The organism is Collinsella sp. AM31-2AC (assembly GCF_003469285.1).
Taxonomy (GTDB): Bacteria; Actinomycetota; Coriobacteriia; order Coriobacteriales; family Coriobacteriaceae; genus Collinsella; species Collinsella aerofaciens_AT.
This window is the reverse complement of sequence record NZ_QSJB01000001.1, coordinates 43,724-67,346: the sequence shown is the minus strand read 5'-3', so window position 1 is coordinate 67,346 and position 23,623 is coordinate 43,724. Positions and strand designations below refer to the sequence as shown.

26 protein-coding genes and 5 tRNA genes are annotated in these 23,623 nt (G+C 61.0%); 30 read left to right on the top strand and 1 reads right to left on the bottom strand.

What is annotated here, in order from left to right; translation table 11 throughout:
• Positions 1-261 precede the first annotated feature (261 nt).
• From rsgA to proC, 25 genes are all read left to right on the top strand, one after another.
• Positions 262-1,215 carry a ribosome small subunit-dependent GTPase A gene (rsgA, locus tag DW796_RS00305; RefSeq protein WP_187361889.1) on the top strand — a complete coding sequence of 318 codons (954 nt, stop codon included), beginning with the start codon at positions 262-264 and terminating at the stop codon, positions 1,213-1,215.
• 251 nt (positions 1,216-1,466) lie between these two features.
• A complete protein-coding gene (gene cpaB / locus DW796_RS00300; RefSeq protein ID WP_233539621.1) occupies positions 1,467-2,126 on the top strand; it encodes a Flp pilus assembly protein CpaB in 660 nt (219 codons plus the stop codon).
• Positions 2,126-3,775, top strand: a complete 1,650-nt coding sequence (locus DW796_RS00295) for a P-loop NTPase (RefSeq protein WP_118093920.1) — start codon at positions 2,126-2,128, stop codon at positions 3,773-3,775. The genes cpaB and DW796_RS00295 overlap by 1 nt, the downstream gene beginning before the upstream one ends.
• Positions 3,772-5,100: a CpaF family protein gene (locus DW796_RS00290; RefSeq protein WP_118093919.1), complete on the top strand. Its 1,329-nt coding sequence runs from the start codon at positions 3,772-3,774 to the stop codon at positions 5,098-5,100. Before DW796_RS00295 ends, DW796_RS00290 begins: the two co-directional genes overlap by 4 nt.
• Positions 5,073-5,999: a type II secretion system F family protein gene (locus DW796_RS00285; protein WP_117563706.1), complete on the top strand. Its 927-nt coding sequence runs from the start codon at positions 5,073-5,075 to the stop codon at positions 5,997-5,999. Before DW796_RS00290 ends, DW796_RS00285 begins: the two co-directional genes overlap by 28 nt.
• On the top strand, positions 5,996-6,637 hold the full coding sequence (locus DW796_RS00280; protein WP_055250542.1) for a type II secretion system F family protein: 642 nt from the start codon (positions 5,996-5,998) through the stop codon (positions 6,635-6,637). Before DW796_RS00285 ends, DW796_RS00280 begins: the two co-directional genes overlap by 4 nt.
• 10 nt (positions 6,638-6,647) lie before the next feature.
• Positions 6,648-6,881 carry a hypothetical protein gene (locus tag DW796_RS00275; protein ID WP_089572694.1) on the top strand — a complete coding sequence of 78 codons (234 nt, stop codon included), beginning with the start codon at positions 6,648-6,650 and terminating at the stop codon, positions 6,879-6,881.
• A complete protein-coding gene (locus DW796_RS00270) occupies positions 6,845-7,408 on the top strand; it encodes a hypothetical protein (protein ID WP_147350997.1) in 564 nt (187 codons plus the stop codon). The genes DW796_RS00275 and DW796_RS00270 overlap by 37 nt, the downstream gene beginning before the upstream one ends.
• A 1-nt stretch (position 7,409) precedes the next feature.
• On the top strand, positions 7,410-7,628 hold the full coding sequence (locus DW796_RS00265; RefSeq protein WP_118093917.1) for a hypothetical protein: 219 nt from the start codon (positions 7,410-7,412) through the stop codon (positions 7,626-7,628).
• Positions 7,564-8,100 carry a TadE/TadG family type IV pilus assembly protein gene (locus DW796_RS00260; protein ID WP_118093916.1) on the top strand — a complete coding sequence of 179 codons (537 nt, stop codon included), beginning with the start codon at positions 7,564-7,566 and terminating at the stop codon, positions 8,098-8,100. The genes DW796_RS00265 and DW796_RS00260 overlap by 65 nt, the downstream gene beginning before the upstream one ends.
• A gap of 64 nt (positions 8,101-8,164) precedes the next feature.
• Positions 8,165-10,225: a hypothetical protein gene (locus DW796_RS00255; protein ID WP_118093915.1), complete on the top strand. Its 2,061-nt coding sequence runs from the start codon at positions 8,165-8,167 to the stop codon at positions 10,223-10,225.
• On the top strand, positions 10,225-10,701 hold the full coding sequence (locus DW796_RS00250) for a TadE/TadG family type IV pilus assembly protein (protein ID WP_117816973.1): 477 nt from the start codon (positions 10,225-10,227) through the stop codon (positions 10,699-10,701). The genes DW796_RS00255 and DW796_RS00250 overlap by 1 nt, the downstream gene beginning before the upstream one ends.
• A complete protein-coding gene (locus DW796_RS00245) occupies positions 10,698-11,057 on the top strand; it encodes a DUF192 domain-containing protein (RefSeq protein ID WP_233539619.1) in 360 nt (119 codons plus the stop codon). Before DW796_RS00250 ends, DW796_RS00245 begins: the two co-directional genes overlap by 4 nt.
• A 58-nt stretch (positions 11,058-11,115) precedes the next feature.
• Positions 11,116-11,382, top strand: coding sequence for a hypothetical protein (locus DW796_RS10395; protein ID WP_118093913.1), 267 nt, complete (start codon positions 11,116-11,118; stop codon positions 11,380-11,382).
• Positions 11,382-11,666 (top strand): ribbon-helix-helix domain-containing protein, encoded by a 285-nt coding sequence (locus tag DW796_RS00235; RefSeq protein WP_035137167.1) that lies wholly within the window; start codon positions 11,382-11,384, stop codon positions 11,664-11,666. The genes DW796_RS10395 and DW796_RS00235 overlap by 1 nt, the downstream gene beginning before the upstream one ends.
• Positions 11,667-11,789: 123 nt before the next feature.
• Positions 11,790-11,862: transfer RNA gene (locus DW796_RS00230), tRNA-Phe, on the top strand.
• 482 nt (positions 11,863-12,344) lie between these two features.
• Entirely contained in the window at positions 12,345-13,406 is a 1,062-nt protein-coding gene (locus tag DW796_RS00225; protein WP_055250529.1) for a glycoside hydrolase family 5 protein, read from the top strand.
• A gap of 6 nt (positions 13,407-13,412) precedes the next feature.
• Positions 13,413-14,291 carry a 16S rRNA (cytidine(1402)-2'-O)-methyltransferase gene (gene rsmI / locus DW796_RS00220; RefSeq protein ID WP_117637383.1) on the top strand — a complete coding sequence of 293 codons (879 nt, stop codon included), beginning with the start codon at positions 13,413-13,415 and terminating at the stop codon, positions 14,289-14,291.
• A 69-nt stretch (positions 14,292-14,360) separates the two neighbouring features.
• Positions 14,361-15,962, top strand: a complete 1,602-nt coding sequence (gene metG / locus DW796_RS00215) for a methionine--tRNA ligase (protein WP_118093912.1) — start codon at positions 14,361-14,363, stop codon at positions 15,960-15,962.
• Between the two features lie 110 nt (positions 15,963-16,072).
• Positions 16,073-16,933, top strand: a complete 861-nt coding sequence (gene rsmA / locus DW796_RS00210; protein WP_118093911.1) for a 16S rRNA (adenine(1518)-N(6)/adenine(1519)-N(6))-dimethyltransferase RsmA — start codon at positions 16,073-16,075, stop codon at positions 16,931-16,933.
• On the top strand, positions 16,923-17,840 hold the full coding sequence (locus tag DW796_RS00205; RefSeq protein ID WP_118093910.1) for a TatD family hydrolase: 918 nt from the start codon (positions 16,923-16,925) through the stop codon (positions 17,838-17,840). The genes rsmA and DW796_RS00205 overlap by 11 nt, the downstream gene beginning before the upstream one ends.
• 43 nt (positions 17,841-17,883) lie before the next feature.
• Positions 17,884-17,970, top strand: a tRNA-Leu gene (locus tag DW796_RS00200).
• A 289-nt stretch (positions 17,971-18,259) separates the two neighbouring features.
• Entirely contained in the window at positions 18,260-19,198 is a 939-nt protein-coding gene (locus DW796_RS00195; RefSeq protein ID WP_055250521.1) for an SPFH domain-containing protein, read from the top strand.
• Between the two features lie 6 nt (positions 19,199-19,204).
• A complete protein-coding gene (rlmH, locus tag DW796_RS00190) occupies positions 19,205-19,675 on the top strand; it encodes a 23S rRNA (pseudouridine(1915)-N(3))-methyltransferase RlmH (RefSeq protein WP_117563694.1) in 471 nt (156 codons plus the stop codon).
• Between the two features lie 73 nt (positions 19,676-19,748).
• Entirely contained in the window at positions 19,749-20,519 is a 771-nt protein-coding gene (proC, locus tag DW796_RS00185; protein ID WP_118093909.1) for a pyrroline-5-carboxylate reductase, read from the top strand.
• Positions 20,520-20,676: 157 nt separating this feature from the next.
• On the opposite strand, the gene DW796_RS10500 is transcribed toward proC, so the two are convergent.
• A complete protein-coding gene (locus DW796_RS10500) occupies positions 20,677-20,850 on the bottom strand; it encodes a DUF6724 family protein (RefSeq protein ID WP_168170424.1) in 174 nt (57 codons plus the stop codon).
• Positions 20,851-20,961: 111 nt separating this feature from the next.
• On the opposite strand from DW796_RS10500, the gene serS reads away from it, so the two are divergent.
• From serS to DW796_RS00160, 5 genes are all read left to right on the top strand, one after another.
• Positions 20,962-22,245, top strand: coding sequence for a serine--tRNA ligase (gene serS, locus DW796_RS00180; RefSeq protein WP_118093908.1), 1,284 nt, complete (start codon positions 20,962-20,964; stop codon positions 22,243-22,245).
• A 171-nt stretch (positions 22,246-22,416) separates the two neighbouring features.
• Positions 22,417-22,794 carry a hypothetical protein gene (locus DW796_RS00175; RefSeq protein WP_117765452.1) on the top strand — a complete coding sequence of 126 codons (378 nt, stop codon included), beginning with the start codon at positions 22,417-22,419 and terminating at the stop codon, positions 22,792-22,794.
• Between the two features lie 77 nt (positions 22,795-22,871).
• Positions 22,872-22,948: transfer RNA gene (locus DW796_RS00170), tRNA-Arg, on the top strand.
• Positions 22,949-23,302: 354 nt separating this feature from the next.
• Positions 23,303-23,379, top strand: a tRNA-Arg gene (locus DW796_RS00165).
• 159 nt (positions 23,380-23,538) lie between these two features.
• Positions 23,539-23,615 (top strand) — tRNA-Arg (locus DW796_RS00160).
• Positions 23,616-23,623 lie beyond the last annotated feature (8 nt).

Here is a 23,623-nt window from a genome sequence, read left to right as displayed (position 1 = left end):
AGTTGTGTGGTTTTGTGCTGGGAGGCATCTGTGGGCAAGGCTAAGGCTAAGGCGAAGAAAAAGACGACGGGGGCGCGGGCTAAGCGTGATCGTCGTCGGAAGCTCGCGACCGAACCCCCTGCATCTGCTGAGGAGTTGCTGGCGAGTGTACCGGGGCTTGACGCGCTGCAGGATGTTCCGGCGTTTGATGACCTGCCGGTCGATGAAGCTCAGCAGGCTGCCTTTGATGATTTCTGCGCACATGCCGAGGAGCCCGAGCAGATGCAGCTTGGCGCCGTGGTGCGCTTGGATCGTGGGTTTCCGCTGGTGGCGACTGCCGACGATACCTTCCGCGCCGAGCATGCCGTGGGATTTGCCAAGTCGCGCGGTGGGGACGAGGTCCTGCTGCCTGCCGTGGGCGATCGTGTGGCGGTGCGCCGCGCTCCCGGGCACGATATGGGCGTGATTGAATGCGTGCTGCCGCGCCGTACGAGCTTTGAGCGTTGGCGCGGCCGTGCCCGCGGAGAGCGCCAGGTGCTCTGCTCCAACGTGGATAGCGTGCTAATCGTGCAGGCGCTCGGTGCCGGCGAGGTGCTGCTCGACCGTGTGGCGCGTTCGCTGGTATTGGCGCTCGACTGCGATGCCGAGCCGGTGGTGGTACTCACCAAAGCTGACCGCTGCGATGCCGAGGAACTCGAGCGCGATCTGGACCGCGTGCGCCGCCTGGTGGGTCCGGACGTGCGCGTGATCGTGACGTCCTCTGCCGAGGGCCGCGGCCTGGACGAGGTCCGTGCCTGCGTGCCTGCCGGGAGCTGCGCCATGATTCTGGGCGAGTCGGGTGCCGGCAAGTCGACGCTGCTCAATGCGCTGCTGGGCCACGATACGTTGGCGACCGGCGGTGTGCGCGAACGCGACGACCAGGGCCGTCACACTACCGTCGCGCGCGTGATGGTGACGCTGCCGGGCGACGCCGGCGTGATCGCCGATGCCCCGGGCCTGCGCAGCCTACCGCTCGTGGGTCACGAGCGGGGACTGGCCCGCGCCTTCCCCGAGATTGTCGAGGCATCGCGCGCGTGCCGGTTTGGCGATTGCACGCATACCCATGAGCCGGGTTGCGCCGTTCGCGAGGCCGAGGACGCCGGGCAGATCGATAGCCTGCGTCTGGAAACGTTCCAAAACCTGGCGTTATCCATGCGCGTGAGTGCTCAAATGCTCGATCCCGATGTCCATCTGTAATTGATTTTTCCTATGACAGCCGTTTCCCAACTGTTCGGGAGACGGCTTTTTGCTGCGGAAAAGCCTCGAAACATGCAGTTTGCTGACGTGCTGACCAAAACCTTGCCACGAGCTTGACGGGCTGGTCAGCTTTTGGTCAGCGATTGGTTTGACATCGAAAACCAAGATTGCGATTGCGCCGCTTTGCACTCTGACCGCCCAGACAATGGTGGTACGGGCATTCGCCCGGCACTGCCATGAGAGGAGCGGCCGTGAACAAGAGCAAGCGCATCGCCATCAGTCTGGTCGCGGGCGTGCTCGCTGCTCTGCTCTGCATGGTTTACGGCTCATCGATCCGCTCACAAGCCGAACAGGTCCAGGCTGAGACCTTGGCCAAGTACGGTGGCGATCGCGTCGAGGTATGCGTCGCGGCGCGCGATATCGATGTGGGCGAGACCCTCGATGAGACCAATGTCATAACCCAGGAGTGGCTGACGAGTCTGCTGCCGCGTGACGCGGCGACCGAGCTGCGCCAGGTGCGCGGCGACGTGACGACTTCGCGTATTCCCAAAAACGCCGTGATCTGCAATGTCTACACCAAGGTCGAGAGCCACAAGCTCGAGGTGCCTAAGGGCAAGGTCGCCGTTTCGGTGGCGGTCGATGCCGAGCACTCGGTCGGCGGTGCTACGGGCGTGGGCAGCTACGTGGATGTGTATGTGCAAAAAGACGGCGTGACCGATCGGCTGTGCGGCGCGTACGTGATCGATACCAGTGAGGATTCCGGTGCCACGCGCGAGGGCAAGATCGAATGGGTGACGCTGGCGGCTGACCCCGAAGACGTCAAGGAACTGCTGGGAGCCTCGGGCAAGGGAACGGTCAGCTTGACGATTCCCGCCACGGCGCGCGGCAAAAAGAGCGGAGGCGACGAGTGATGAAGGCGATCTGGCTTGCGTGCTGCGCGTGCGGCGATTACGGGCTGTTGCAGCGGGAAGTCGAGGGCCGTGATGCGGGTGCACAGGTGCTTCGCGTGGGTGACCTGGACGGGCTGGTTTCCATGGCGCGGGCGTTTCCGTCGCGCCGCGGGGCTGCCATCATCGCGGCGTCTCTGTTTGATACCGAAGATGTGCGCAAGACTGTTGCGCGCCTGACGGCCGAAGGCCGCGTGAGTCGCGTGGTCGTGTTGATAGAAGCGCTCGATCCGTCGGATATCGAGGGGCTGTTTCGCGCGGGGGCGACCGAGGTCATCGCTGCACACAGTATATGCGGCAACGGGCGCGCGGGCGAGGGAGCGGTTGATTCCGATCGGCGCATGACGATTGAGCCCGATGCTTTTGTTGATAGGGAACCCGGGGCGCCTCGCGCTACAAGAGGCCCGCGTGTTGATGATTATGGAAAAGCGGAAGCCGAGCATGGTCGGCGCCCCCGGAACCCCCTTGTATACGATGACGCTGGAGGGCCGGCGCAGCATGCTGGCGACTCCCCGGCAGTAGATATGGGATACGTGCACGGCGTGAATCTGGCGGATGAACTCGACGAAGTTGAGGGCCTTGCCGGGTGCGGCGAGTTGTCGCTGATGCAGCATGAGCAGATTGCGCAGAACGAGCCTGCCTCGCAGACCGAACAAGCAGCCATGCTGGCTTGGACGCAGCACGTGGTTGCGGCGGGGGAGACGGGGACGCTGTCACCGACGCCCGCCCCGCCGCCTCCGATGCCGCCGGCAGACGCTACCGCTCCGCCGCATCGAGCTCCAGTCATCTGCGCTATTTCGGGTTCGGGCGGTTGCGGCAAGTCGACGATCGTTGCCACCATGGCACACACATCGTCGCTGTTGGGCTTGCGTGCCGCCGTGCTCGACCTGGACCTGATGTTTGGAAACCTTTACGACTTGTTAGGCGTCGATGCTCCGCGCGATATGGCGGCACTTATCGAGCCGTCGGCGGCGGGCATGCTCACCGAGCCGGATATCGTAGCCGCTTCGATGCGCGTGGCGCCGGGCGTTACGCTCTGGGGTCCCGTCGCGGCGCCCGAGCAAGCCGAGCACATGGCACGTCCGGTGGAGCTACTGCTTGATGTTCTGCGTCGCGAATCCGACGTGGTCTTTATCGATACCTCGGTCTTTTGGGGCGACGCCGTGGCGGCTGCGGTGGCGGCGAGCGACCGTTGCCTGGTCGTTGGCGATGCGGCGGTGTCGTCCGCGGCATCGGCATCGCGCGTCATTGAACTGGCAGGTCGAGTAGGTGTGCCGCGCACGCGCATGAGCGCCGTGTTCAACCGGTTCGGTGCGCGCGGGGCAGACGAGGACGTCGCCATGCGCTTTGAGATTGCCTGTGCGTTAAGCTCCAAGATTCGTATCGCCGATGGCGGGCAGGATCTCGCCGCGCTCATGGCGTTTGGGCGCGCTGACGAGGCAGTGGGGCAGACCAGCGCTTTTGCGACTAGCGTGCGCGAGGCCACGCGCGAGATGCTCGTGGAACTGGGGTGCGCCGTCGGCCCTTGGAGCGATATGGTCGCCGACCGTGCAACGCGCACCGAACGCCCGCGTATCCGCCTTCCCTGGTCGCGCGAGGGTGATCAGCGATGAGCCTGCAAACGAGGATTAAGGCTGCCGGCGCTGCGGCGGCGGCAGCGCCTGTAGATGTGGGGCGTCGCCGCGCCGTGAAACGACGCACCAAGCGCGCCGTGATGGACCGCATGGGTTACGACGAAGTGGCGCGTATCAGCGCCTATATCGACCCGGCGCTTGCCCGCTCGGAATTGCGTCCTGCGGTGGAGGCGGCGCTCAATGTTGAGGAGCCGACCGATCTCGCGACGCCCGAGCGCGAGACCATCATCGACGAGATTTTGGATGACGTGGTGGGCTTGGGGCCGTTGCAGCCGCTCATCGAGGACGACACCGTTACCGAGATCATGATCAACGGCTGCCGCTCGGCTTTCTTTGAACGCGGCGGCGTCTTGTACCCCATCGAGCATGCGTTTGAGGATGATGAGCAGATCCGTGTGCTTATCGACCGCATTATCTCGCCACTTGGCCGCCGTATCGACGAGCGCAGCCCCATCGTCAACGCCCGCCTCAAAACGGGCTATCGCGTCAACGCGGTGATTCCGCCTGTGGCGATTGACGGACCGATTCTCACCATCCGAAAGTTCTCGGACCGTATCTGCTCGCTGGACGAGCTCGTGGGGTTGGGATCGCTGCCGCTTTGGTATGCGCAGCTGCTGTCGTGTGCGGTGTCGCTGCGACAGGACCTGGCGGTTGCGGGAGGCACGGGATCTGGTAAGACCACCCTGCTCAACGCGTTGTCATGTGAGATTTCCACCGGCGAGCGCATCGTGACGATCGAGGACTCTGCCGAGCTCAAGTTTGCGCATCATCCGCACGTGGTGCGCCTAGAGGCGCGCGAGGCTTCAATTGAGGGCGAGGGCGCGGTGACGATCCGCGACCTGGTGACTAATGCCCTGCGCATGCGCCCCGACTGCATCGTGGTGGGCGAGGTGCGCGGTGCCGAGTGCTGCGACATGTTGCAGGCCATGAACACGGGCCACGACGGGTCGCTCACCACGCTTCATGCGGGTTCAGAACAGGAGACCGTGGTGCGTCTGACGTTGCTTGCACGTTATGGCATCGATCTGCCGAGCGAGCTCATCGAGGAGCAGATTGCCATGGCACTCGACGGTATCGTGATGTCCGAGCGCCACGCCGATGGCAGGCGCTTCGTCTCCTCGTATTCGGGGGTGCGACGCGCCGCATCGGGCGGCGTAGAGCTCGAGCGCTATGTGACGTTCGATGCCGCCGAGCGCACCTGGACGCTTGACCGCGAGCCGCCGTTTATCGCAGAAGGCCTGCGGTCGGGGACGCTCACACAAGAGGAGGTGGACGAATGGAGATCACTGTGCCCCTCGTCGTAGGGGGCTTGGCAGGGCTTTCTGTCGCGACGGCGTGCGGGGCGGAACCTCGTGTGCCGCAGGTACCGCCGGCGGAGCTGGCACGTCAGGCGCTCGAGACGGTGGCAGAGAAGCTGCCGCGTGAGCTGGTGGAAAACGATCTGCTGAAAAAGATCGCCCGTTCGTGGGCATCGCTGGCTCCGGCGCATCGCCTTGGCCTCGTGATCGAAGATGCTTCGGGACGTTTGGCGTTTCTGCTGCTATCGAGCGGTGTCTGCTGCGTTTTACTAACGATGGTGTCGTTATCGCCCCTCGGATTTGCCTTGGGACTTGTTGCTCCGTTTGCCGTTGGTGCCGCTCGGGATGGCTTTGAGAGCCGGCGCGAGCAACACGATGCAGAAGAGGCAATGCCCGAGGCGTTTACCGCACTTTCCATGTCGCTTGCCTCGGGACATTCGCTGGCCCAGGGCATGCGCTTTGTGGGCGCTCATGCGCAAGAGCCAGTGCATACCGAGTTTTTGCGGGTGGCGGCGGCGATCGATTGCGGCATCTCGGCGACCGACGCGCTCGATGACTTGCTCGTGCGTATCGACGCCCCCGGTCTTTCGCTTGTGACCTTGGCGCTTAAGGTGTCTCAGCGCACCGGCGCTCCGCTTGCCGACTTACTGTCCGAGGCGTCGAGCATGGTGGGGGAGCGCATTGAGCTCAAGCGCCGCCTGGATGTTAAGACGTCGCAGGCTCGCATGTCTGCGCATATGGTCGCGGCGATGCCGGCGGGCATGTGCGCGGTGTTGGCGCTGCTTTCGGCAGATTTTCGTCGCGGTCTTGCGACGCCTGCCGGCGCGGGCGCTGTGGTGCTGGGTCTTGCCCTCAACGCCGTTGCCCTGGTGGTTATCCGGCGCATTATGCGGGTGGAGCTATGAGCGCCCCGGTTGCAGTTGCGGCTTGCCTGTGCGCCCTGAGTGTATTTGTCGCGACGGGTTTGGATCGGGCGGATGCACGCAAGATCGCAGGGGCCTGCAAGCGCGAGGCGGTGCTGGTCGCTGCCGCGGGTCGCTCGGTGGTCGATGCTCTGACCGCGCGAGTGAAGGGCGCGGTTGGAGCGGGCGGCCCGGCGCGAGTGTCGCTCGGCGAAGTGTCCGAGATGATCGATGTTGTGCGCTTGGGTCTTTCGGCCGGTCTTTCGTTTGATGCGGCGCTTGAGATTTTCTGCGCCAACCGCCGGTCAGTGCTGGCTCTTCGCCTTGAGCGCGCCTGCATGGCGTGGCAGGTGGGCGTGGGCACGCGTGAGGACGAGTTGTTGGCCGCCGCGCGCGACCTGGACGTGCGAGCGCTCGAGACCTTTGCCATCACGGTGGGGCAGGCGCTCGCCCTGGGTGCCCCACTTGCCGAGACGCTGGCCGCTCAAAGTCGCGAGATCCGTGCGGCTCATCGCGCCGCGGTCGAGCGCGAGATCGAGCGTGCACCCGTCAAGCTGCTGATTCCCACCGGCACGCTCATCTTGCCGGCGTTGCTTCTGTCCATATTGGGCCCGCTGCTGGGAGCAGGCGGGATGATGTAGGGAGGAATACATGAACACGATGACTGACGCTGCTGGCAAGGTCCAGGGCTGGGCGTTTTGCCGGGCGGCACATGTTCGTCAGCGCGCCAAGGAACTATTGCAGGAGGAGAGTGCACAGGGTACCACCGAGTATGCCATCTTGGTCGGCGTGCTCGTGGTGATCGCGATTATCGCCATCGTCGCATTTAAGGGCAAGGTCCAAGATCTATGGAACGCTATCAGCGAGGGCATCAACAGCCTGTAGAGGGCGAGCGCCCCATCGGGGTGCTGCTGGTGTTTGCTTGCCTGACCGTGGCGATAGCGGCGGTGCTTTGGGGGCTTAACGCCGCGCGGCAGCAGCGTCCTGGGACCGCCTCCGATTTGGGCTCAGATTCGGCGGTGGCGTCTCAAAAAGATGAGATGCGAGATGCAGACGATTCGGATGTCGCTGTCACGGCGCAAACTTTTCTGCGGACGCTCGACAAGCGGTCTGGCACTGCGACGGATTCGCCTGAGGGCAACGCGATTGCGGTCCGGCTTGCATGGTCCGAGGACCGACCGATGACCGAAGCGGCGGCGGATATGCTGCGTGCCTATCGCGAGGTACCCACGGCGCAACTTGCTCTGAGCGGCTATCTCGACATCAAGGGAAACGTGTGGGGCGCCATCGTGCGCGACGGACGCGGCTGGGTCGATATGGTGACAATTGCCGCGGATGCTGGCGATGCTTCGTGTCGTCTGCGCGCCGTGCGCCTGAGCCCGCAAACAATAAGCTCAAAGGAGGGATCGTGAAATGCATGATGTCCTGCGTGAGGAATCTGCCCAGGCGACGGTCGAATACGCCATCGTCACAATGGCGCTGTTATCGATCGTGCTGGCGATCGCGGGGCTTTGGCGTGCCGGCACCGATGGGCGCTTGGCGGCGCTGGTTGAGCGGGCGGCATCCCATGGCGTTGCCTCGACGTCGGTTATCGACGCCGCTGCGGCCGCTAAGGACATCGCGTTGTATTGATGCCGCGCGCGAGGACCGGGCGCAGTCTACGGTCGAGGCCGCTTTTTTGCTGCCGACGTTTCTGACACTCATCCTTCTCGCGCTGCAACCGGTGTGCCTGCTCTATACGCGCGCGGTCATGGAGTCTGCCGCCGCCGAGACCGCGCGGCTCATGACCACGACGACGGCGGAGGACGACGATCTTAAGGAGTTCACCCGCCGCCGGCTTGCCGCAGTGCCCAACGTCTCGATCTTTCATGCCGGCGGGCCGTTGTCGTGGGATATCGAGCTTGGCCGGGCCGGTGCGGGTGGCGTCTCGTCCGTGTCCGTTTCCGGCGAGGTCAAGCCGTTGCCTGTGATCGGTGCGTTTGTGCAGGCTATGGGTGGTACCGCCGAGGGCGGCTACGTTGAGCTCAAGGTCGATGTCTCGTATCAATCGCGTCCCGAATGGCTGGAGGGAGATTATGATTCGTGGATTGCTGCATGGGATTAAGCGTTTCTGGTCTAGACGCGTTTTGACGCACCGTCCGAGCTGCCATCGCAAGCGAGGCGGCTTTATGGGTCGAGCCGGTGTCGATCTGTTTATCGAAGACGGCGCCTATACCACGCTTTCTTCTGCCGTGGTCATCCTAGTGGTGCTCACATTGTTGTTTTCGTCGACCGCGGCGATATGGAGCATGTCGCGTGCCGGGGACGCCCAGGTGGCGGCCGATAGCGGCGCGCTGGCGGGTGCCAACGTAGTGTCGTCCTATCACACGGCTGCCACGGTGGTTGATGCGAGTATCTTGAGTCTGGGGCTGGCGGGGTTTGCCACGATCGGGACGGGCCTGGTCGCCATCCTCATCCCGGGTGCCGAGCCGGTTGCCGGCAATATGGTCGACACCGGGATCGAGATCATTAAAACGCGCAACAAGTTTGCCAAAAGCGCATCGGAAGGCTTACAGAAAATCGAGACGGCTCTGCCGTATCTGATCGCCGCGCGTGCCACGCAGGCGGTGTCGGCGCAGGATACCGATAGTGTGACCTATACCGGTACGGCGCTTGCCGTGCCCAGGACATCCGAGTCGGACTTTGCTGCGCTCAAAGGGTCAGAGATCTCGACCGATACCATTAAAGACACATCAGATGATTTAGAGCGTGCGGCCGAGGAGCTGCGGAAGGCTTCTGAGGACACGGCGAAGGCTAAAGAGCGTGCTTGGCTGGCGGATTGTGGTGGGTCTGACAAGGGCTCGGTCGGCAGCTGTTCTTGCATGTGGGAGCGCGCGAAAAGCCTAACGGATCTCTCCGGTGTTCAAAATCCGCATTACTCATCGAGCGTTACGTGGGAGCCTCAAGTTGCCCTTGATCGCGCGAAGGACTACTACCATTGGCGTCTGACAAATGAGAAGCCCCAGGGCTCGAGTGTCGAGATGAAGGCAGAGTCTGCGGCGCGTAAGGCGTTTTATACCTATGCGAACGCGGAGGTCGATCGGGCATATATAACCGAGAACGGAGACAGGGTTTCCTCCTATATTCCGCTGCTGCCGCGCAACTCTGATGAGGTTCGGGCGACGGAACTCTATACCGATGCGGTGTGGCCGACTAGCGTGAACGATGACAAGGCGTATCTGCATTACGGGACGACCTGCCCTAACTATAAGAAAGGGACGCCGAGCGGATTTGCTTCGGTTGCCGATTACGATGGACAGGATAAATGCAGCAAATGCCATTTTGGCGTTTTGTCGCTTGGTGCTGTTGCGGCGCCTTCAACCTCTATCGAAAACGGCTTCGAGTATCACTTTGACAAGTTTAAAGACGCCCTGGAGGACTACGTCGACTGTCGCAACAAGGAGCTCGAGCTCGAGCGTCAGACCGAGGACGAAGCCGACCGTGCGGGCAATGCGTTCGATACCGCCATCAAAGAACTTTCCGGTGAGCGCCCGCGTATCGCTCCGCCCGGTCGCAACGGCGTGGTTGCCTTTGCGGTTTCGGGTGCCATCTCGAGCTCCGATGAACTCAACTCTTCGTTTAACACGGCAGTCAGACTTGGCGATCGCGGTGCCATCTCTGCCGCGGTGCTGGCGCCCGATGGGGCGACGGCGCAAAACAACGTGCTTTCGCGATTTTTCTCGACATTGAAGGAACGCTCGGGCGGCGTTGCCGGCGTGCTCGACGGCGTCATGGATGTCTGGGGACGGCTGCTTGTGGGATACGGAGACATCCAAGGTTCGGCCGACGAACTTATGGACGAGATGATTAAAGGCCTAGGAGGGGGCAGCGGCGCGTTGGGCTCCATTGCATCGTGGCTCGGCGATACCGTTTCGGCGTCCGTGGCGGCGCTGGGTTTGGAACCGTGCGACTTGCGCCTGCGAAAGCCGGTGCTGACTGATTCCGCCAACGTCATTAAGAGCCCGGGGTCTGACATTGCTGGCCTCTCTCAAGCGCAAGACAAACTGCGAAGTATTCCGTTGGGCGTGACCGATCCCAAGGCGCTTTGCGAGGCGTTGGAATATCAAGTCGAACGCACCATTAGCGGTACGGTGTTCACGCTTGCGGAGATTCCTCTGCCCGGCGGCGGCTCCATCCCGCTCACCGTCGATGTCGCCACGCTGGTTGGCGCTTTGGGCGGTGGGTCGTAATGAGTATCCGCATGCGTCTGCGCGAGGAGCGCGCCCAAGCGACGGTGGAGATGGCAGTGGTTACGCCCGTTTTGCTGGTGCTGGCACTCATCGTGTACAACGTCATGATCTTTGCCAGCGCTGTCGCGCGCTTCGACCGCGTGGTGCCCGACATCGTGTTGGCGCACGCCGTGGCGTCGGAGGGGGAGGGCGACGAAAGCTCTGCCGATGCCTCGGCGACGGTTCAGACTCAAATTCTGAATGCCATGGAAGGCTATGGCTTGCAGATCGAAGTGTCGAGCGAGCAAGGCGCGGAGGCATCGGATGGTGGCCTGCTCTCCCTATCCGGTACGTTTAGGACCTACACCTGCACCATGCACTATGAGCCGTGGCCGACTTCTCTCAGCATCGCTGGCGTTTCGCTGGGGGCGCCGACAACGTTGTCGCACGAGCGCGCGGTGACGGTCGATCCATGGCGTCCGGGGGTGGTCATGTGACCGCGGTCTCGTCCTACATCGCGTACGCGCGGGCGCTCAACAGGCTGGGTTGGACGCCGGCCGAGTTTGTGGTGGCGGAGTCGTTTGCCGTGCGCCTGCGCGGTATGCTGGGACGGTGTCCGGTTGCCGCCAACGGTCTGCCGCTCGTCATGGCGTTTCCACGCTGCTCTTCGGTCCATACGTGTTTTATGGCCTATCCCATCGACATCGCCTTCATCGATCGCGACGGCAATATCCTCGCGCGCTACGAAAGCGTTCGTCCTTGGCGCACGTGCTCCTGCCCCGGCGCCTGGGCCGTACTAGAGCGTCCTTCAATCATTGTTTCGACCCCTGCTCTCCAACGCGTGCCGACTTAAGAATTGGCGACAGCGGACTTTCGTCATACGAAATTGGGTAAGATGGAGGAGAAGATGCATGGATGTTGAGATCCATCCCAACGCTAAAAAGCACCTGACAGAAAAGCAGGTGCTTAGCGCTTGGCTTGCGGTTACTGAGCGAATTCGTCGCGAGTCGAAGGACGAGCCGCCGAGATGGCTTGCGATTGGATGGCTCCCAGACGGACGAAGCGTGGAGCTTGTCGCGGTCGAGCTTGTTCGTGGGTGGCTTATCATTCATGCCTTGTCTCCAGTCCAGAAGAAATTTTGGCAGGAGATTGAATGGGCTCGGCAAAGGGGTCGATGATGGGCAAGACGTATACGGCCGCTAATGGTCAGGTTGTAACGGATGAAATGATTGACGCGTGGTGCGAGTCGTACGAGCGCGGAGAGTTTCCGGATGGCGAACACACCGTTGGTGGGATCGTGCATGGACGGCCCCCACTCTCAGGTGAGGGGACGGCAACGCTGTCGGTCAAGATTCCTCTGGGAATGAAGGAGGCCATTCGTCGACGGGCGGCTGCCGAGGGGATGACTCCAAGTGAGTTTGCCCGTGCGGCTCTGAGCGAAAAACTTCTTGCTGCCGGCTGATGCCTCTGACGTGCCGATTTAAAGAACCGAGGCTGTGCTCAAAAACTTTTTTGAAATTCTCGGTTGACCGGAACGCGTCCTTGGTTATACTAATCAAGCCTTGAAACAAGGCACACCTCAAATGGCTGGGTAGCTCAGTTGGTAGAGCAGAGGACTGAAAATCCTCGTGTCAGGGGTTCGATTCCCTTCCCCGCCACCTTGAATTGACTAGGACCTCTGCAAAGGGGTCCTTTTCTTTTATGCAGCCCCCACATGGAATCGAACCCCGTGAGGGCGCGGAGCTGAGTAAACGCGTAAGCGTTTGCCAGCGCAGCTCGCAAGGCGCGTAAGCGCCGCAGCGGTCCGTCCGCGCAGCGCGCGGACGCGATTCCCTTCCCCGCCACCTTGAATTGACTAGGACCTCTGCAAAGGGGTCCTTTTCTTTTATGTAGGGTTCTGCGGAAACTGCGTCCCAGAATAAGGGCTCAGAACGGGACACACTTTCCGGTGCCTGCCTCCGGCGCGCGTACACACCTCGTCGCACCATTCCGAGCCCGCTCGCCCCAGACATTCCTCCCACTTTCGCGTCACTTTACAGACCGTTCGGTCGCCTGTCCGCACACGCGGGTATACTCAAAACGATACTTATCCTATGCAATACGATGCGGGTTCGACCTGCATGATCCGAAGGGGGCAGTGATGGAGAGGATACTCGGCGTTAATCTCTCTGGCTGGTTTATTCCCGAGCCTTGGGTGACCCCGTCGCTGTACGCGGCGACCGGTGCATCCAACGCGGCCGAGCTACAGGAGGCCATGGGTACCGCCGCCTATAACGAGCGCATGCGCCGCCATTACGAGACGTTTGTGAGCGAGGACGATTTTCGCCGCATGGCGCAGATTGGCCTCAATGCCGTGCGTCTGCCGGTGCCCTGGTATGCCTTTGGCTCACAGGGGTCCGATGCGTCCTACATCTCGGTTGTCGACTACATTGACCGTGCAATTGAGTGGGCTGCCAAGTACGACATCCGCGTGCTGCTCGATCTGGCAACCGTGCCCGGTGGCCAGGGCGATTCCAACGATTCGCCCACCACGCCGGAGGCTGTCGCCGAGTGGCATTCGTCCACCAACGGCCGTCATGTCGCACTCGACGTGCTCGAGCGCTTGGCCGATCGCTATGGCGAGGCCGAGAGCCTGCTGGGCATTGAGCTGCTGGACACGCCGCAGATGAGCGTTCGCAAGAGCCTCTTCACCATGACGGATGGCATTCCGGCCCACTACCTGCGCAATTTCTATCGCGATGCCTACGAGCTCGTTCGTTCGTATATGCCCGAGGATAAGATCGTCGTCTTCTCGTCGTCGGGGCATCCCAGCGAGTGGAAGCATTTTATGCGCGGCGCCAAGTACAAGAACGTCTACATGGACCTTCACCTGTACCATTACCGCGACGAGTACGCGCTCGACATTACGAGCCCCCGCGGGCTGACGACGGCGATTTCGCGTAACAAGCGCGAGCTTAAAGAAGCGATTTCGACTGGGTTCCCCGTGCTGGTGGGCGAATGGTCGGGTGCGGCGATCTTTGCCAACTCGTCGGTTACGCCCGAGGGCCGCAATGCCTACGAGCGCGTGTTTATCGCCAACCAGCTGGCTTCGTTTGCGCCGGCTGCCGGTTGGTTCTTCCAAACGTGGAAGACCGAGAAGCGCATTGCAGCATGGGACGCCCGCGCGGCGCTTGGTACGCTCGAGCGCGGCATGATTGAATAGGTTGATATGACGCAAAACAGCGCCCATACGGGCAAACTCTATGTGGTCGGCACGCCCATCGGCAACCTAGGCGACCTGTCCCCGCGCGTTGGCGAGGCTTTTGCCGCCGCCGATGCCATTTGCTGCGAAGACACGCGTGTGACGTCAAAGCTGCTGATGCACCTGGGCATTTCCAAGCCGCTTGTCCGTTGCGACGAGAATGTGATCGCTAGCCGCGCTGCCGGCCTGGTCGACCGTCTGCTGGCGGGGGAGACCCTCGCCTTTGCCTCGGACGCCGGCATGCCGAGCGTGTCCGATCCCGGCCAGGCGCTGGTCGAGGCGGCGCGTGAGGCCGATGTGCCCGTCGAAGTTATTCCCGGGCCCTCTGCTTGCGTCACGGCGCTTGTTTCGTCCGGCATTCCCTGCGAGCATTTTTTCTTCGAGGGCTTTTTGGGCCGAAAGCACGGCGACCGTGTGCGCCGTTTGCAGCGCCTTGCCGTGGTGCCTGGCGCACTCATCTTCTACGAGTCTCCACATCGTATCGTGGCGACGCTCGAGGCCGTGGCGGAGGTCTTTCCCCAGCGTGAGGTCGCCGTCTGCCGCGAACTCACCAAGCTGCACGAGGAGGTCTTGCGCGGGCCCGCTGACCAGCTTGCCGAGGAGCTGCGTGCTCGCGGCGAGGTAAAGGGCGAGATTGCGCTGGTCATCGCGCCGCCGAGCGAGGACGAGGAGGCCGGCATCGCGCCGGTTGGCGCTGCGGTAGCGGATCCCGACGATGCCCTGCGCGAGGATATCCGCACCGCGCTCGAGGAGGGGGAGCCCGCCTCTGCGGTGGCCAAGCGCCTGTCTCAGAAGTATTCGCGCCGCAAGCGCGATGTCTATGCCATGGTGCTCGATATGCAATAGATGGAGGATATCCAGCCCTTGCGCTAGAATCATCCCCTGTATGCAACGTTTTTCTGGAGGACAAACCCCATGGATCAAAGCAAGCCTTCGTTCTTTATCACGACGCCCATCTACTACGTCAACGCCGATCCGCACCTGGGCACGGCTTATTCCACCATCATCGCCGACGTTCAGGCTCGCTATCGCCGCTCCGCCGGCTATAACGTCAAGTTCCTGACCGGCATGGACGAGCACGGCGAGAAGGTCGCCGAGGCCGCAGCCAAGCATGGCATGACGCCGCAGGAGTGGACCGATAGCCAGGCCCCGCACTTCAAGGAGCTTTGGAGCAAGCTCGAGATTTCCAACGACGACTTCATCCGCACCACCGAGCCGCGCCAGCATCATGCCGTGCAGTATCTGTGGGAGCGCATGAAGGAGTCCGGTTACCTGTATAAGGGCAGCTACGACGGTTGGTATTGCGTGCCTGACGAGACCTACTTCACCGATACGCAGGTCCAGAAGGGCGACGAGGAGTACGGCAGCGTCGGCCAGCATCTATGCCCCGACTGCCACCGTCCGCTTGAGCGCGTGCAGGAGGAGTCCTACTTCTTTAAGCTTTCCGCCTTCCAGGACAAGCTTCTCAAGCTCTATGACGAGCACCCCGACTTTGTCGAGCCTGCGTTCCGCATGAACGAGGTACGTAGCTTTGTCGAGGGCGGCCTTAACGACCTTTCCGTGAGCCGTACGAGCTTTGACTGGGGCATTCAGGTCCCGTTTGACGAGGGTCACGTGACCTACGTGTGGTTCGATGCGCTGCTCAACTATATGACTGCCGTCGGCTACGGTGTCGACACCGACGAGGCCCGTGCCGAGCTGGCCTATCGCTGGCCCGCGCAGTTCCATATTGTGGGTAAGGACATCATTCGCTTCCACTGCGTCATTTGGCCCGCCATGCTCATGGCCATCGGCGAGGCCCTGCCCGAGCACGTCTTTGCCCACGGCTTCCTGACCGTGCGCAATGCCGAGACCGGTAAGGCCGAGAAGATGTCCAAGAGCCGCGGTAACGCCATCGCTCCGCAGGATGTTATCGACATGCTGGGCGTCGAGGGCTATCGCTACTACTTTATGACCGATGTCGTTCCCGGTACCGACGGCGCCATCAGCTTCGATCGCATGGAGCAGGTCTACAACGCCGACCTGGCCAACAGCTGGGGCAACCTTATCTCGCGTTCGCTCAACATGAGCGGCAAGTACTTTGACGGTTGCGCGCCCGCCAAGCCCGCATCGTTCGATGCGTTCGACAACCCGCTGGCAAAGATCGCCGATGGCCTGGTCGACCGCTACATGGCCAATATGGACGTGCTCGATTACGGCGGAGCCAAGGATGAGGTCATGGAGCTCATCCATGCCGCCAACCACTACATCGAGGACTCCGAGCCCTGGGCGCTTGCCAAGGACGAGGCCAAGGCTGACGAGCTGGCATTTGTGATCTACAACCTGCTCGAGGCCATCCGCATCGCCGCCCACCTGCTGATGCCGCTCATGCCCCAGACTTCTGCCGAGGCTCTGCGTCGCCTGTCTTGCGAGGACGAGGCCTCGAGCGACGACCTCAAGGGCATTTGCACTTGGGGCCTGCTTGCTGGCGGTCAGCCCGTCGAGAAGGGCGATCCGCTGTTCCCGCGTCTGGCGTAGAGACCGCGCGAGCGCCATATCGGCAATTTGCTGTTTAGCTGTAAGGGCATGGCCGCCACGGTCCATGCCCTTTTGTTTCAAGACGCCGCCATCATGCTAAGGAGGCAACCATGACAACTTCGCCTTTGGCAAACCCCACGGCCACCAGGGAGCTGCTGGAGGAGTTTGGCCTTGCGACCAAGCATCGCCTGGGCCAGAACTTTCTAATCGACAATCATGTGATCGAGCGTATCTGCGAGCTTGCCGAGCTTGCAGGTGACGAGCGCGTACTCGAGGTGGGTCCGGGTTGTGGAACGTTGACACTTGCGTTGCTGCAGGAAGCGACGTGCGTTACGTCCATTGAGGCCGATCCCGAGCTTGAGCCGGTGCTCGATGCCCACGCCGCCGACTATGCCAACTTCCGCTTTATCATGGGCGACGCGCTCAAGGTGGGCCCGGAGCAGATTGAGCAGGCTGCGGGCGGTGAGCCGACGGTGTTTGTCGCGAACCTGCCCTATAACGTGGCGGCGACGATCATCCTGCAGTTCTTCCAGACGATGCCGGCGCTCAAGCGCGCCGTCGTCATGGTGCAAAAGGAGGTTGCCGATCGCATTGCCGCAGTGCCGGGCAACAAGACCTATGGCGGCTATACGGCAAAGCTTGGCCTGTATGCGCAGGTAACGGGTCGCTTTGAGGTGCCGCCGCGTTGCTTTATGCCGGCGCCACACGTGGACTCGGCCGTCGTGCGTATCGACCGTGTTGACGGTGTGGTGCCCGAAGGACTCGATCGCGAATTTGTGGCCCGCGTGATTGACGCTGCATTTGCTCAGCGTCGCAAGACCATCCGCAATTCCATGAGCGCCAACGGTTTTGCCAAGGACGTGCTCGATGCCGCCTTTGAGGCTTGCGGTATCGCACCCACCACGCGCGCCGAGACGCTCGGCGTCGCCGACTTTGTGTGCCTGGCTCGGGAGCTTTCCCATGACGCTTAATGCCGAACGCGTGACGTTTACCAAGAAAAAGAAGACGGTTGCTTGTCCCGTGCCCTTGGCACCGCTTGCCGACACACATGCGCATCTGCTTTCGTTCTGGGGCAAGGATGTGCCCGAGACACTCGTGCGTGCCAAGGCGGCAGGCATCGACCTGTTGGTGACGGTCTTCGACCCCATCGCCGACAAGCGCAGCGTGACGGACTATAGCGACTGGCTCGTGCGCGAAATTCTGCCGATGCAGGATATCCCGCAGATCAAGTATCTTGCCGGCGTGCATCCGTATGGCGCGCCGGACTATACCGACGACATTCACGCGCAGGTTGTTGCTGCGCTTGATGACCCTTTGTGTGCCGGTATTGGCGAAATCGGTCTGGACTACCACATGGATTACGACGACGACATCACGCCGGCGCCCCACAGCGTGCAGATTGATTGCATGGCGCGCCAGCTCGAGCTTGCCGTGTGTCGTAACGTGCCGGTGGAGCTGCATCTGCGTCACGAGGACATGGACCAGGAGCGTACCTCGCACGTGGACGCCTACAACGTGCTGCGCGAGGTGGGTGTGCCTCAGGCCGGTTGCGTGCTGCACTGCTTTGGCGAGGACCGCGCCACGATGGAGCGCTTTGTGGAGCTGGGCTGCTATATCGCCTATGGTGGTGCGGCCACCTTTAAGCGCAACGACGACGTGCGCGAGGCATTTGCGGCAACCCCACTCGATCGAATTTTGTTCGAGACGGATTGCCCGTATATGGCTCCGGAGCCCATCCGCGGTCTTGAATGCGAGCCCGCAATGATCTCCATTACGGCAAACGCGCTGGTTAACGACCGTGTCGATCGCACTGGTGAGGACGCCGAAACAATCGCGCATGCCGCTTGGGAAAATGCCTGCAAACTTTTTCAAAAATAGTTCTTGCGTTCGCGATGGCGCTCCGTTATTCTAATTCCTGCACGCGGGCGTGGCGGAATTGGCAGACGCGTACGGTTCAGGTCCGTATGGGGGCAACCCCATGAAGGTTCAAGTCCTTTCGCCCGCACCATTGATTGAAAAAGCTCCCAGCAATGGGAGCTTTTTTGTTACGGGCCCATCGCAGGGACTTGAACCTGTGAAGGAGCGAGCGTCAAGAAAACGCGGAGCGTTTTTAGCGAGCTGGCGAGTCCGCCGGCAGGCGGGCGAAGCCGGTGCGGATCCGCGCAGCGGATAGGCGGACGTCCTTTCGCCCGCACCATGGATTGAAAGAGCTCCCAGCAATGGGAGCTCTTTTTGTTATGCACGATCTCCTTGGACGGGTATCCTAGTACCAACGTGTGCCTATCAGAGGAGAGACCATGCTGTTTTCCGGTATCATCGCCGCCCTTACCAGCCTTTTGATTCCCATCATCATCCTGTTGCTGCTGCTCCCCAACGCCTGTTATGTCGTTGAACAGCAGCACGCCGTAATCATCGAGCGCTTGGGTAAGTTCAACCGTATCGTCAACGCGGGCTTCCACGTGAAGGTGCCCGTGATCGACCGCAAGGCCGCCACGGTGAGCCTGCGCACCATGAAAAACGGTTTTGGCATCGACGTTAAGACCCAGGACAACGTGACCATCGGTCTTGAGGTCTCCGCTCAGTACCACGTGAGCTACGACATGGGCGCCGGCCCGGCAGATTCGGGCATCTACAAGAGCTACTACATGCTGCAGGAGCCCGTCGACCAGATGCGCGACTTCATCACCGACGCCCTGCGCTCCTCCATCCCCGTCTACACACTCGATGAGGTCTTTGCCAAGAAGGATGACATCGCCAAGGATGTCAACGCTACCGTTTCCGAGCAGATGGCCGCCTACGGCTTCACCCTCGTGTCGACGCTCATCACTAAAATCGCACTGCCGACCGAGGTCGAGAACTCCATGAACGACATCAACGCCGCCCAGCGCAAGCGCGCTGCGGCACAGGAGCTCGCCGAGGCCGACCGCATCAAGCGCGTCACCGAGGCAACCGCCGAGGCCGAGGCTATGGAAAAGGCGGGCGAGGGCATCGCCAACCAGCGCAAGGCCATCGCGCTGGGTATCAAAGATTCGCTCGAGATCATCCAGGAGACGGGTGTCGGCAATGACGAGGCCAACCAACTGTTCATGTTTACGCAGTGGTCCGAGATGATGACGGAGTTCGCTCGCACGGGTAAAACCTCGACGGTCGTGCTGCCGAGCGACTTTTCGCAGTCGGCCTCGATGTTCGAGCAGATGCTGGCCGCCGGCAAAGTTCAAAACGATTCGAAGGAGTAGACGCGCGTGAAATACACCGTCGTTTGCGTCGGTAAGCTCAAGGAGCGCTTTTGGAAGGACGCGTGCGCTGAGTACACCAAGCGCCTAGGTGCCTATGCCAAGGTGGATATCCGCGAGGTGGCCGATATCGACCCGGCTAAGGCGGGCGGCGTGGATGCCGCGCGCGACAAGGAGGGGGCGGCGATTCTTGCCGCCTTGCCGTCTCGAGCGCATGTGATCCTGCTGGCTATCGAGGGCAAGGAGCGCTCGAGCGAGGAGTTTTCGGCGAGGCTCGACGATCTTATGCTGCGAGGCAGCAGCGACATTGCCTTTGTAATCGGCGGTTCGGACGGCGTGAGTGACGACGTGCGCGCACGAGCCGACGAGATGCTCAGCTTTGGACGCATTACCTTGCCGCATAACCTGGCGCGTGTGGTGCTGCTGGAGCAGATTTACCGTGCCTGCAAGATCAGTCGTGGCGAGCCGTATCACAAATAGGTCGGCAATACGAAACAATGGCGTGGGACAATACCTTTCGTTTTGAGGAATGTGTCTGAAAGGACTATGCGATATGAAGATTGGATTTGTCGGTTTTGGCAATATGGCGAGCGCTATGGCCGATGGCTGGATCGCTGCCGGTGTAGCTGCGAGCGACATGTGCGCCTGCGCGGGTCGCTACGACGCACTGGTTGAGCGCTGCGAGGCGCGCGGCATGGTCGCCTGCCACGATGCCGCCGAGGTTGTCGCCGCATCCGATATCGTGGTCGCTGCGGTCAAACCGTACATGATCGAGAAGGTATTCGCCCCGCTCAAGGATGCTCTTGCCAAAAAGGTCGTTCTGTCGGTTGCCTGGACTTGGGACAGTGCCAAGTGGGAGCAGGTCCTGCCGGGCGTCGCGCACATCTCGACGGTGCCCAACACGCCGGTTTCGGTGGGAGAGGGCGTTATCGCCTGCGAGAAGTCCTCTACGCTCAACAGCGAGCAGCGTGCTGTGGTGCTCGACCTGCTCGGTAAGCTTGGCGCTGTCGTCGAGCTCGACACAAGCCTGCTGTTTGTGGGCGGCACGGTGGGTGGTTGCGCTCCGGCGTTTGTCGCCATGGCAATCGAGGCCCTGGGCGATGCGGCGGTCAAGCACGGTATCCCGCGTGCGGATGCTTATCGCATTGTGAGCCAGATGGTGCTGGGTACGGCAAAGCTGCAGCTTGCAACTGGCCAGCATCCTGCGGAGATGAAGGATGCCGTGTGCTCGCCCGGCGGTGCCACCATCAAGGGCGTCGTTGCGCTCGAGGACGCCGGCATGCGCAGCGCCCTAGTCAAGGCAATCGACGCAACCCTCCAGTAAAACCGACCAAAAAGGGACAGGTTTATGTTGGCAGGTTTTTCCTGCGGTTTTGTCCTTTTAGCGAAAAGTGCCCCGCAACTGGCTCAATTCCAGTTGCGGGGCACTTGCGTTTGCCCAGATAAAACCGACCAAAATAAACCTGTCCCTTTTTGGCAGGTTAGTCCCAGAAGCTGTCTTCTTCGTCCTCGGACTTGGGGCCGCGGTCGACATACATCTTATGGGTGCGCTTCTCCATTACAAAGGCAATAATCGCAAACAGCAGGATGCCGCCGGCGAAAAGGATGGCAAAACCGGTGCGGGTGCCAAACAAAAAGGAAAAAACTGCGTCCATTGGGTGCCTTCTTGCGTAGTTGAGTTGGGTCGTAAACGCTCATAAGTATATACTTGCCCATACATGTACAAGGTTGCAACCTAAATGGAATGTATATCGCCGGAGGATCTAATGCTTGATATCAAGTTTGTTCGCGAGAACCCCGATGCCATCGATGTCGCCATGGCTAACCGCCAGACGTCTTGGGATCGCGAGAAGTTCTTTGAGCTCGACGACGAGCGTCGTGCCGTCATCACCGAGGTCGAGGAACTTCAAGCCACGCGCAATGCCGAGTCCAAGAAGATCGGCGCCCTGATGAAGGAGGGCAAGAAGGACGAGGCCGAGGCCGCCAAAGAGGCCGTGCGCGCCGTCAACGAGAAGATTGACGGTCTGGCCGAGCGCCGCACCGACCTCGAGCAGGAGCAGTACGACTTCATGGCTCACCTGCCCAACATTCCTTGCGAGGCCACGCCGTACGGCAAGGACGAGGACGAGAACATCGAGCGCCGTCGTTGGGGCACCCCGCGCGAGTTCGACTTCGACTTTAAGCCGCACTGGGATCTGGGCATCGACCTCGACATCCTTGACTTCGAGCGCGGCAACAAGCTCTCCGGCAGCCGCTTCACCGTTCTCGGTGGCGCCGGCGCCCGTCTTGAGCGCGCCCTCATCAACTTCTTCCTCGATACGCACACCAGCCGTGGCTTCAAGGAGTGGTGGCCGCCCATCGTCGTCAAGCGTCAGACCATGTTCGGCACGGGCCAGCTGCCCAAGTTCGAGGACGACGCCTATCACGTCTCGGGCGACAACTTCCTGATCCCCACCGCCGAGGTCGTGCTCACCAACCTGCACGCCGGTGAGGTCCTCGACGCCGATACCCTGCCGCGCCGCTACACCGCCTTCACCCCCTGCTTCCGCGAGGAGGCCGGCTCCGCTGGTCGCGATACCCGCGGCATCATTCGCCAGCACGAGTTCGACAAGGTCGAGATGGTCAAGTTTGCCAAGCCGGAGGAGTCCGACAAGGAGCTCGAGAGCATGACCGCCGAGGCCGAGTTCCTGCTGCAGCAGCTGGGTCTTCCGTATCGCGTGATTAGCCTGTGCACCGGCGACCTGGGCTTCTCTGCCCGTCAGACCTACGACGTCGAGGTCTGGCTGCCGAGCTACAACGCCTACAAGGAGATCAGCTCCTGCTCCAACTGCGGTGACTTCCAGGCCCGTCGCGCCAACATCAAGTATCGCGACCCCGAGAACTTCAAGGGTTCGCGCTATCTGCACACCCTCAACGGTTCCGGTCTGCCGGCTGGCCGTACCATGGCAGCCATTCTGGAGAACTACCAGAACGCTGACGGCACCATCACGATCCCCGAGGTTCTGCGTCCCTACATGGGCGGCCTCGAGAAGATCGAGCCGGTCGCGTAGATTGGCTGCATAAGCGATTTGCTAGGGCACTCCTTTTTGGGGTGCCCTTTTTGTGTGCGGCCATACCATGCTGTGCGGACAGCTCAATAGAAAACACACGAACAACTGTTCTGTATACAGCCATCTACCTGCTATGCTTTTGCTAAATAAGAGCGAGAGAAAGGGGACGCGATGGAGCTGTTTGATGAGCGGGTGGTTTTGTTTGAGAGCGACGAGGGCGGGGAGTACCTGCTTGTGACGTGTGAGCCGTCTGGCATGGGTGGCCTGGTGGTTCGACAGACGAGCGAGGGTCCGTTGACCCAATGGTGCTACGAGGAGTCGCCGCATGTGGTTGAGACGTTTGTGGCGCACGAGGGGCTTGTGGCCCTGGAGCATTTCTATGGGGTCCGGACATCTAACCAGGTTGCTCGCATGTTGAGTATCTCGTTTGCCGATTATGATTGTGCCCAGCGGGTGAGATCGCTCCTGAGGGAACTTGATGCTAAGTTTGACGTGATCGAAAAGCCAATCGATCGTACGGGGAACGACGGTATATGCGGAGCAGCATGACAAAACTGCGTTCCAAAAAAAAGTTTGAGATTGTGCTTGACTCCAATAAGCTAAAGTGGTTTTATATGTTTTGCGCTGCGGCGTTACCTCAGCTGGATAGAGGGTCTGACTACGAATCAGAACGTCATAGGTTCGAATCCTATACGCCGCACCAATTGAACTTGAAGCCTCCGGCAACGGGGGCTTTTCTTTTTTGGAGACCAGACAGGGATTCGAACCTCGGTCGAGGCGCGAGCGTGAAGCGGACGCGGAGCGTCCGTAGCGAGCGGGCGAGCACGCCGGCAGGCGGGCGAAGCCGGCGCGGATCCGCGGAGCGGATGCGCGGAATCCTATACGCCGCACCAATTGAAATTGAAAGCCTCCGGCAACGGGGGCTTTTCTTTTATGGCAACACCGCATGGATTCGAACCTCGGTCGAGGCACGAACAACTTAATTATCACTCCGTAAAATTTTTTCTAATTGTCGCTTGACCCATCGGGGGCTCGCGTGCATAATAATCCGTGCGTTGCGGCGTTACCTCAGCTGGATAGAGGGTCTGACTACGAATCAGAACGTCATAGGTTCGAATCCTATACGCCGCACCAACTGAACTTTAAAGCCTCCGGTAACGGAGGCTTTTCTTATATCGCGATGCGTCGAAGATCGCGCCAAGCCCTCCAAATGATTAAAAATCAAATTCGATAACTTTTTTTGAAAAAATGCTTGACCATTATTCAGTCCCTGTGCATAATAATCAACAAGTTGCGGCGTTACCTCAGCTGGATAGAGGGTCTGACTACGAATCAGAACGTCATAGGTTCGAATCCTATACGCCGCACCATTTGAGAT

Coding starts and splice junctions, on each gene's coding strand:
- DW796_RS00225 (WP_055250529.1), top strand. CDS start 12,345: ATGGAGAGGATACTCGGCGTTAATCTCTCTGGCTGGTTTATTCCCGAG.
- DW796_RS10500 (WP_168170424.1), bottom strand. CDS start 20,850: ATGGACGCAGTTTTTTCCTTTTTGTTTGGCACCCGCACCGGTTTTGCC.
- DW796_RS10395 (WP_118093913.1), top strand. CDS start 11,116: ATGGATGTTGAGATCCATCCCAACGCTAAAAAGCACCTGACAGAAAAG.
- DW796_RS00175 (WP_117765452.1), top strand. CDS start 22,417: ATGGAGCTGTTTGATGAGCGGGTGGTTTTGTTTGAGAGCGACGAGGGC.
- rsmI (WP_117637383.1), top strand. CDS start 13,413: ATGACGCAAAACAGCGCCCATACGGGCAAACTCTATGTGGTCGGCACG.
- DW796_RS00285 (WP_117563706.1), top strand. CDS start 5,073: ATGGAGATCACTGTGCCCCTCGTCGTAGGGGGCTTGGCAGGGCTTTCT.
- DW796_RS00195 (WP_055250521.1), top strand. CDS start 18,260: ATGCTGTTTTCCGGTATCATCGCCGCCCTTACCAGCCTTTTGATTCCC.
- rsgA (WP_187361889.1), top strand. CDS start 262: ATGCAGCTTGGCGCCGTGGTGCGCTTGGATCGTGGGTTTCCGCTGGTG.
- DW796_RS00270 (WP_147350997.1), top strand. CDS start 6,845: ATGGAACGCTATCAGCGAGGGCATCAACAGCCTGTAGAGGGCGAGCGC.
- DW796_RS00250 (WP_117816973.1), top strand. CDS start 10,225: ATGAGTATCCGCATGCGTCTGCGCGAGGAGCGCGCCCAAGCGACGGTG.
- DW796_RS00255 (WP_118093915.1), top strand. CDS start 8,165: ATGGGTCGAGCCGGTGTCGATCTGTTTATCGAAGACGGCGCCTATACC.
- proC (WP_118093909.1), top strand. CDS start 19,749: ATGAAGATTGGATTTGTCGGTTTTGGCAATATGGCGAGCGCTATGGCC.
- DW796_RS00275 (WP_089572694.1), top strand. CDS start 6,648: ATGAACACGATGACTGACGCTGCTGGCAAGGTCCAGGGCTGGGCGTTT.
- serS (WP_118093908.1), top strand. CDS start 20,962: ATGCTTGATATCAAGTTTGTTCGCGAGAACCCCGATGCCATCGATGTC.
- DW796_RS00260 (WP_118093916.1), top strand. CDS start 7,564: ATGGCGTTGCCTCGACGTCGGTTATCGACGCCGCTGCGGCCGCTAAGG.
- DW796_RS00280 (WP_055250542.1), top strand. CDS start 5,996: ATGAGCGCCCCGGTTGCAGTTGCGGCTTGCCTGTGCGCCCTGAGTGTA.
- DW796_RS00290 (WP_118093919.1), top strand. CDS start 3,772: ATGAGCCTGCAAACGAGGATTAAGGCTGCCGGCGCTGCGGCGGCGGCA.
- DW796_RS00295 (WP_118093920.1), top strand. CDS start 2,126: ATGAAGGCGATCTGGCTTGCGTGCTGCGCGTGCGGCGATTACGGGCTG.
- rsmA (WP_118093911.1), top strand. CDS start 16,073: ATGACAACTTCGCCTTTGGCAAACCCCACGGCCACCAGGGAGCTGCTG.
- metG (WP_118093912.1), top strand. CDS start 14,361: ATGGATCAAAGCAAGCCTTCGTTCTTTATCACGACGCCCATCTACTAC.
- DW796_RS00205 (WP_118093910.1), top strand. CDS start 16,923: ATGACGCTTAATGCCGAACGCGTGACGTTTACCAAGAAAAAGAAGACG.
- DW796_RS00265 (WP_118093917.1), top strand. CDS start 7,410: ATGCATGATGTCCTGCGTGAGGAATCTGCCCAGGCGACGGTCGAATAC.
- DW796_RS00235 (WP_035137167.1), top strand. CDS start 11,382: ATGGGCAAGACGTATACGGCCGCTAATGGTCAGGTTGTAACGGATGAA.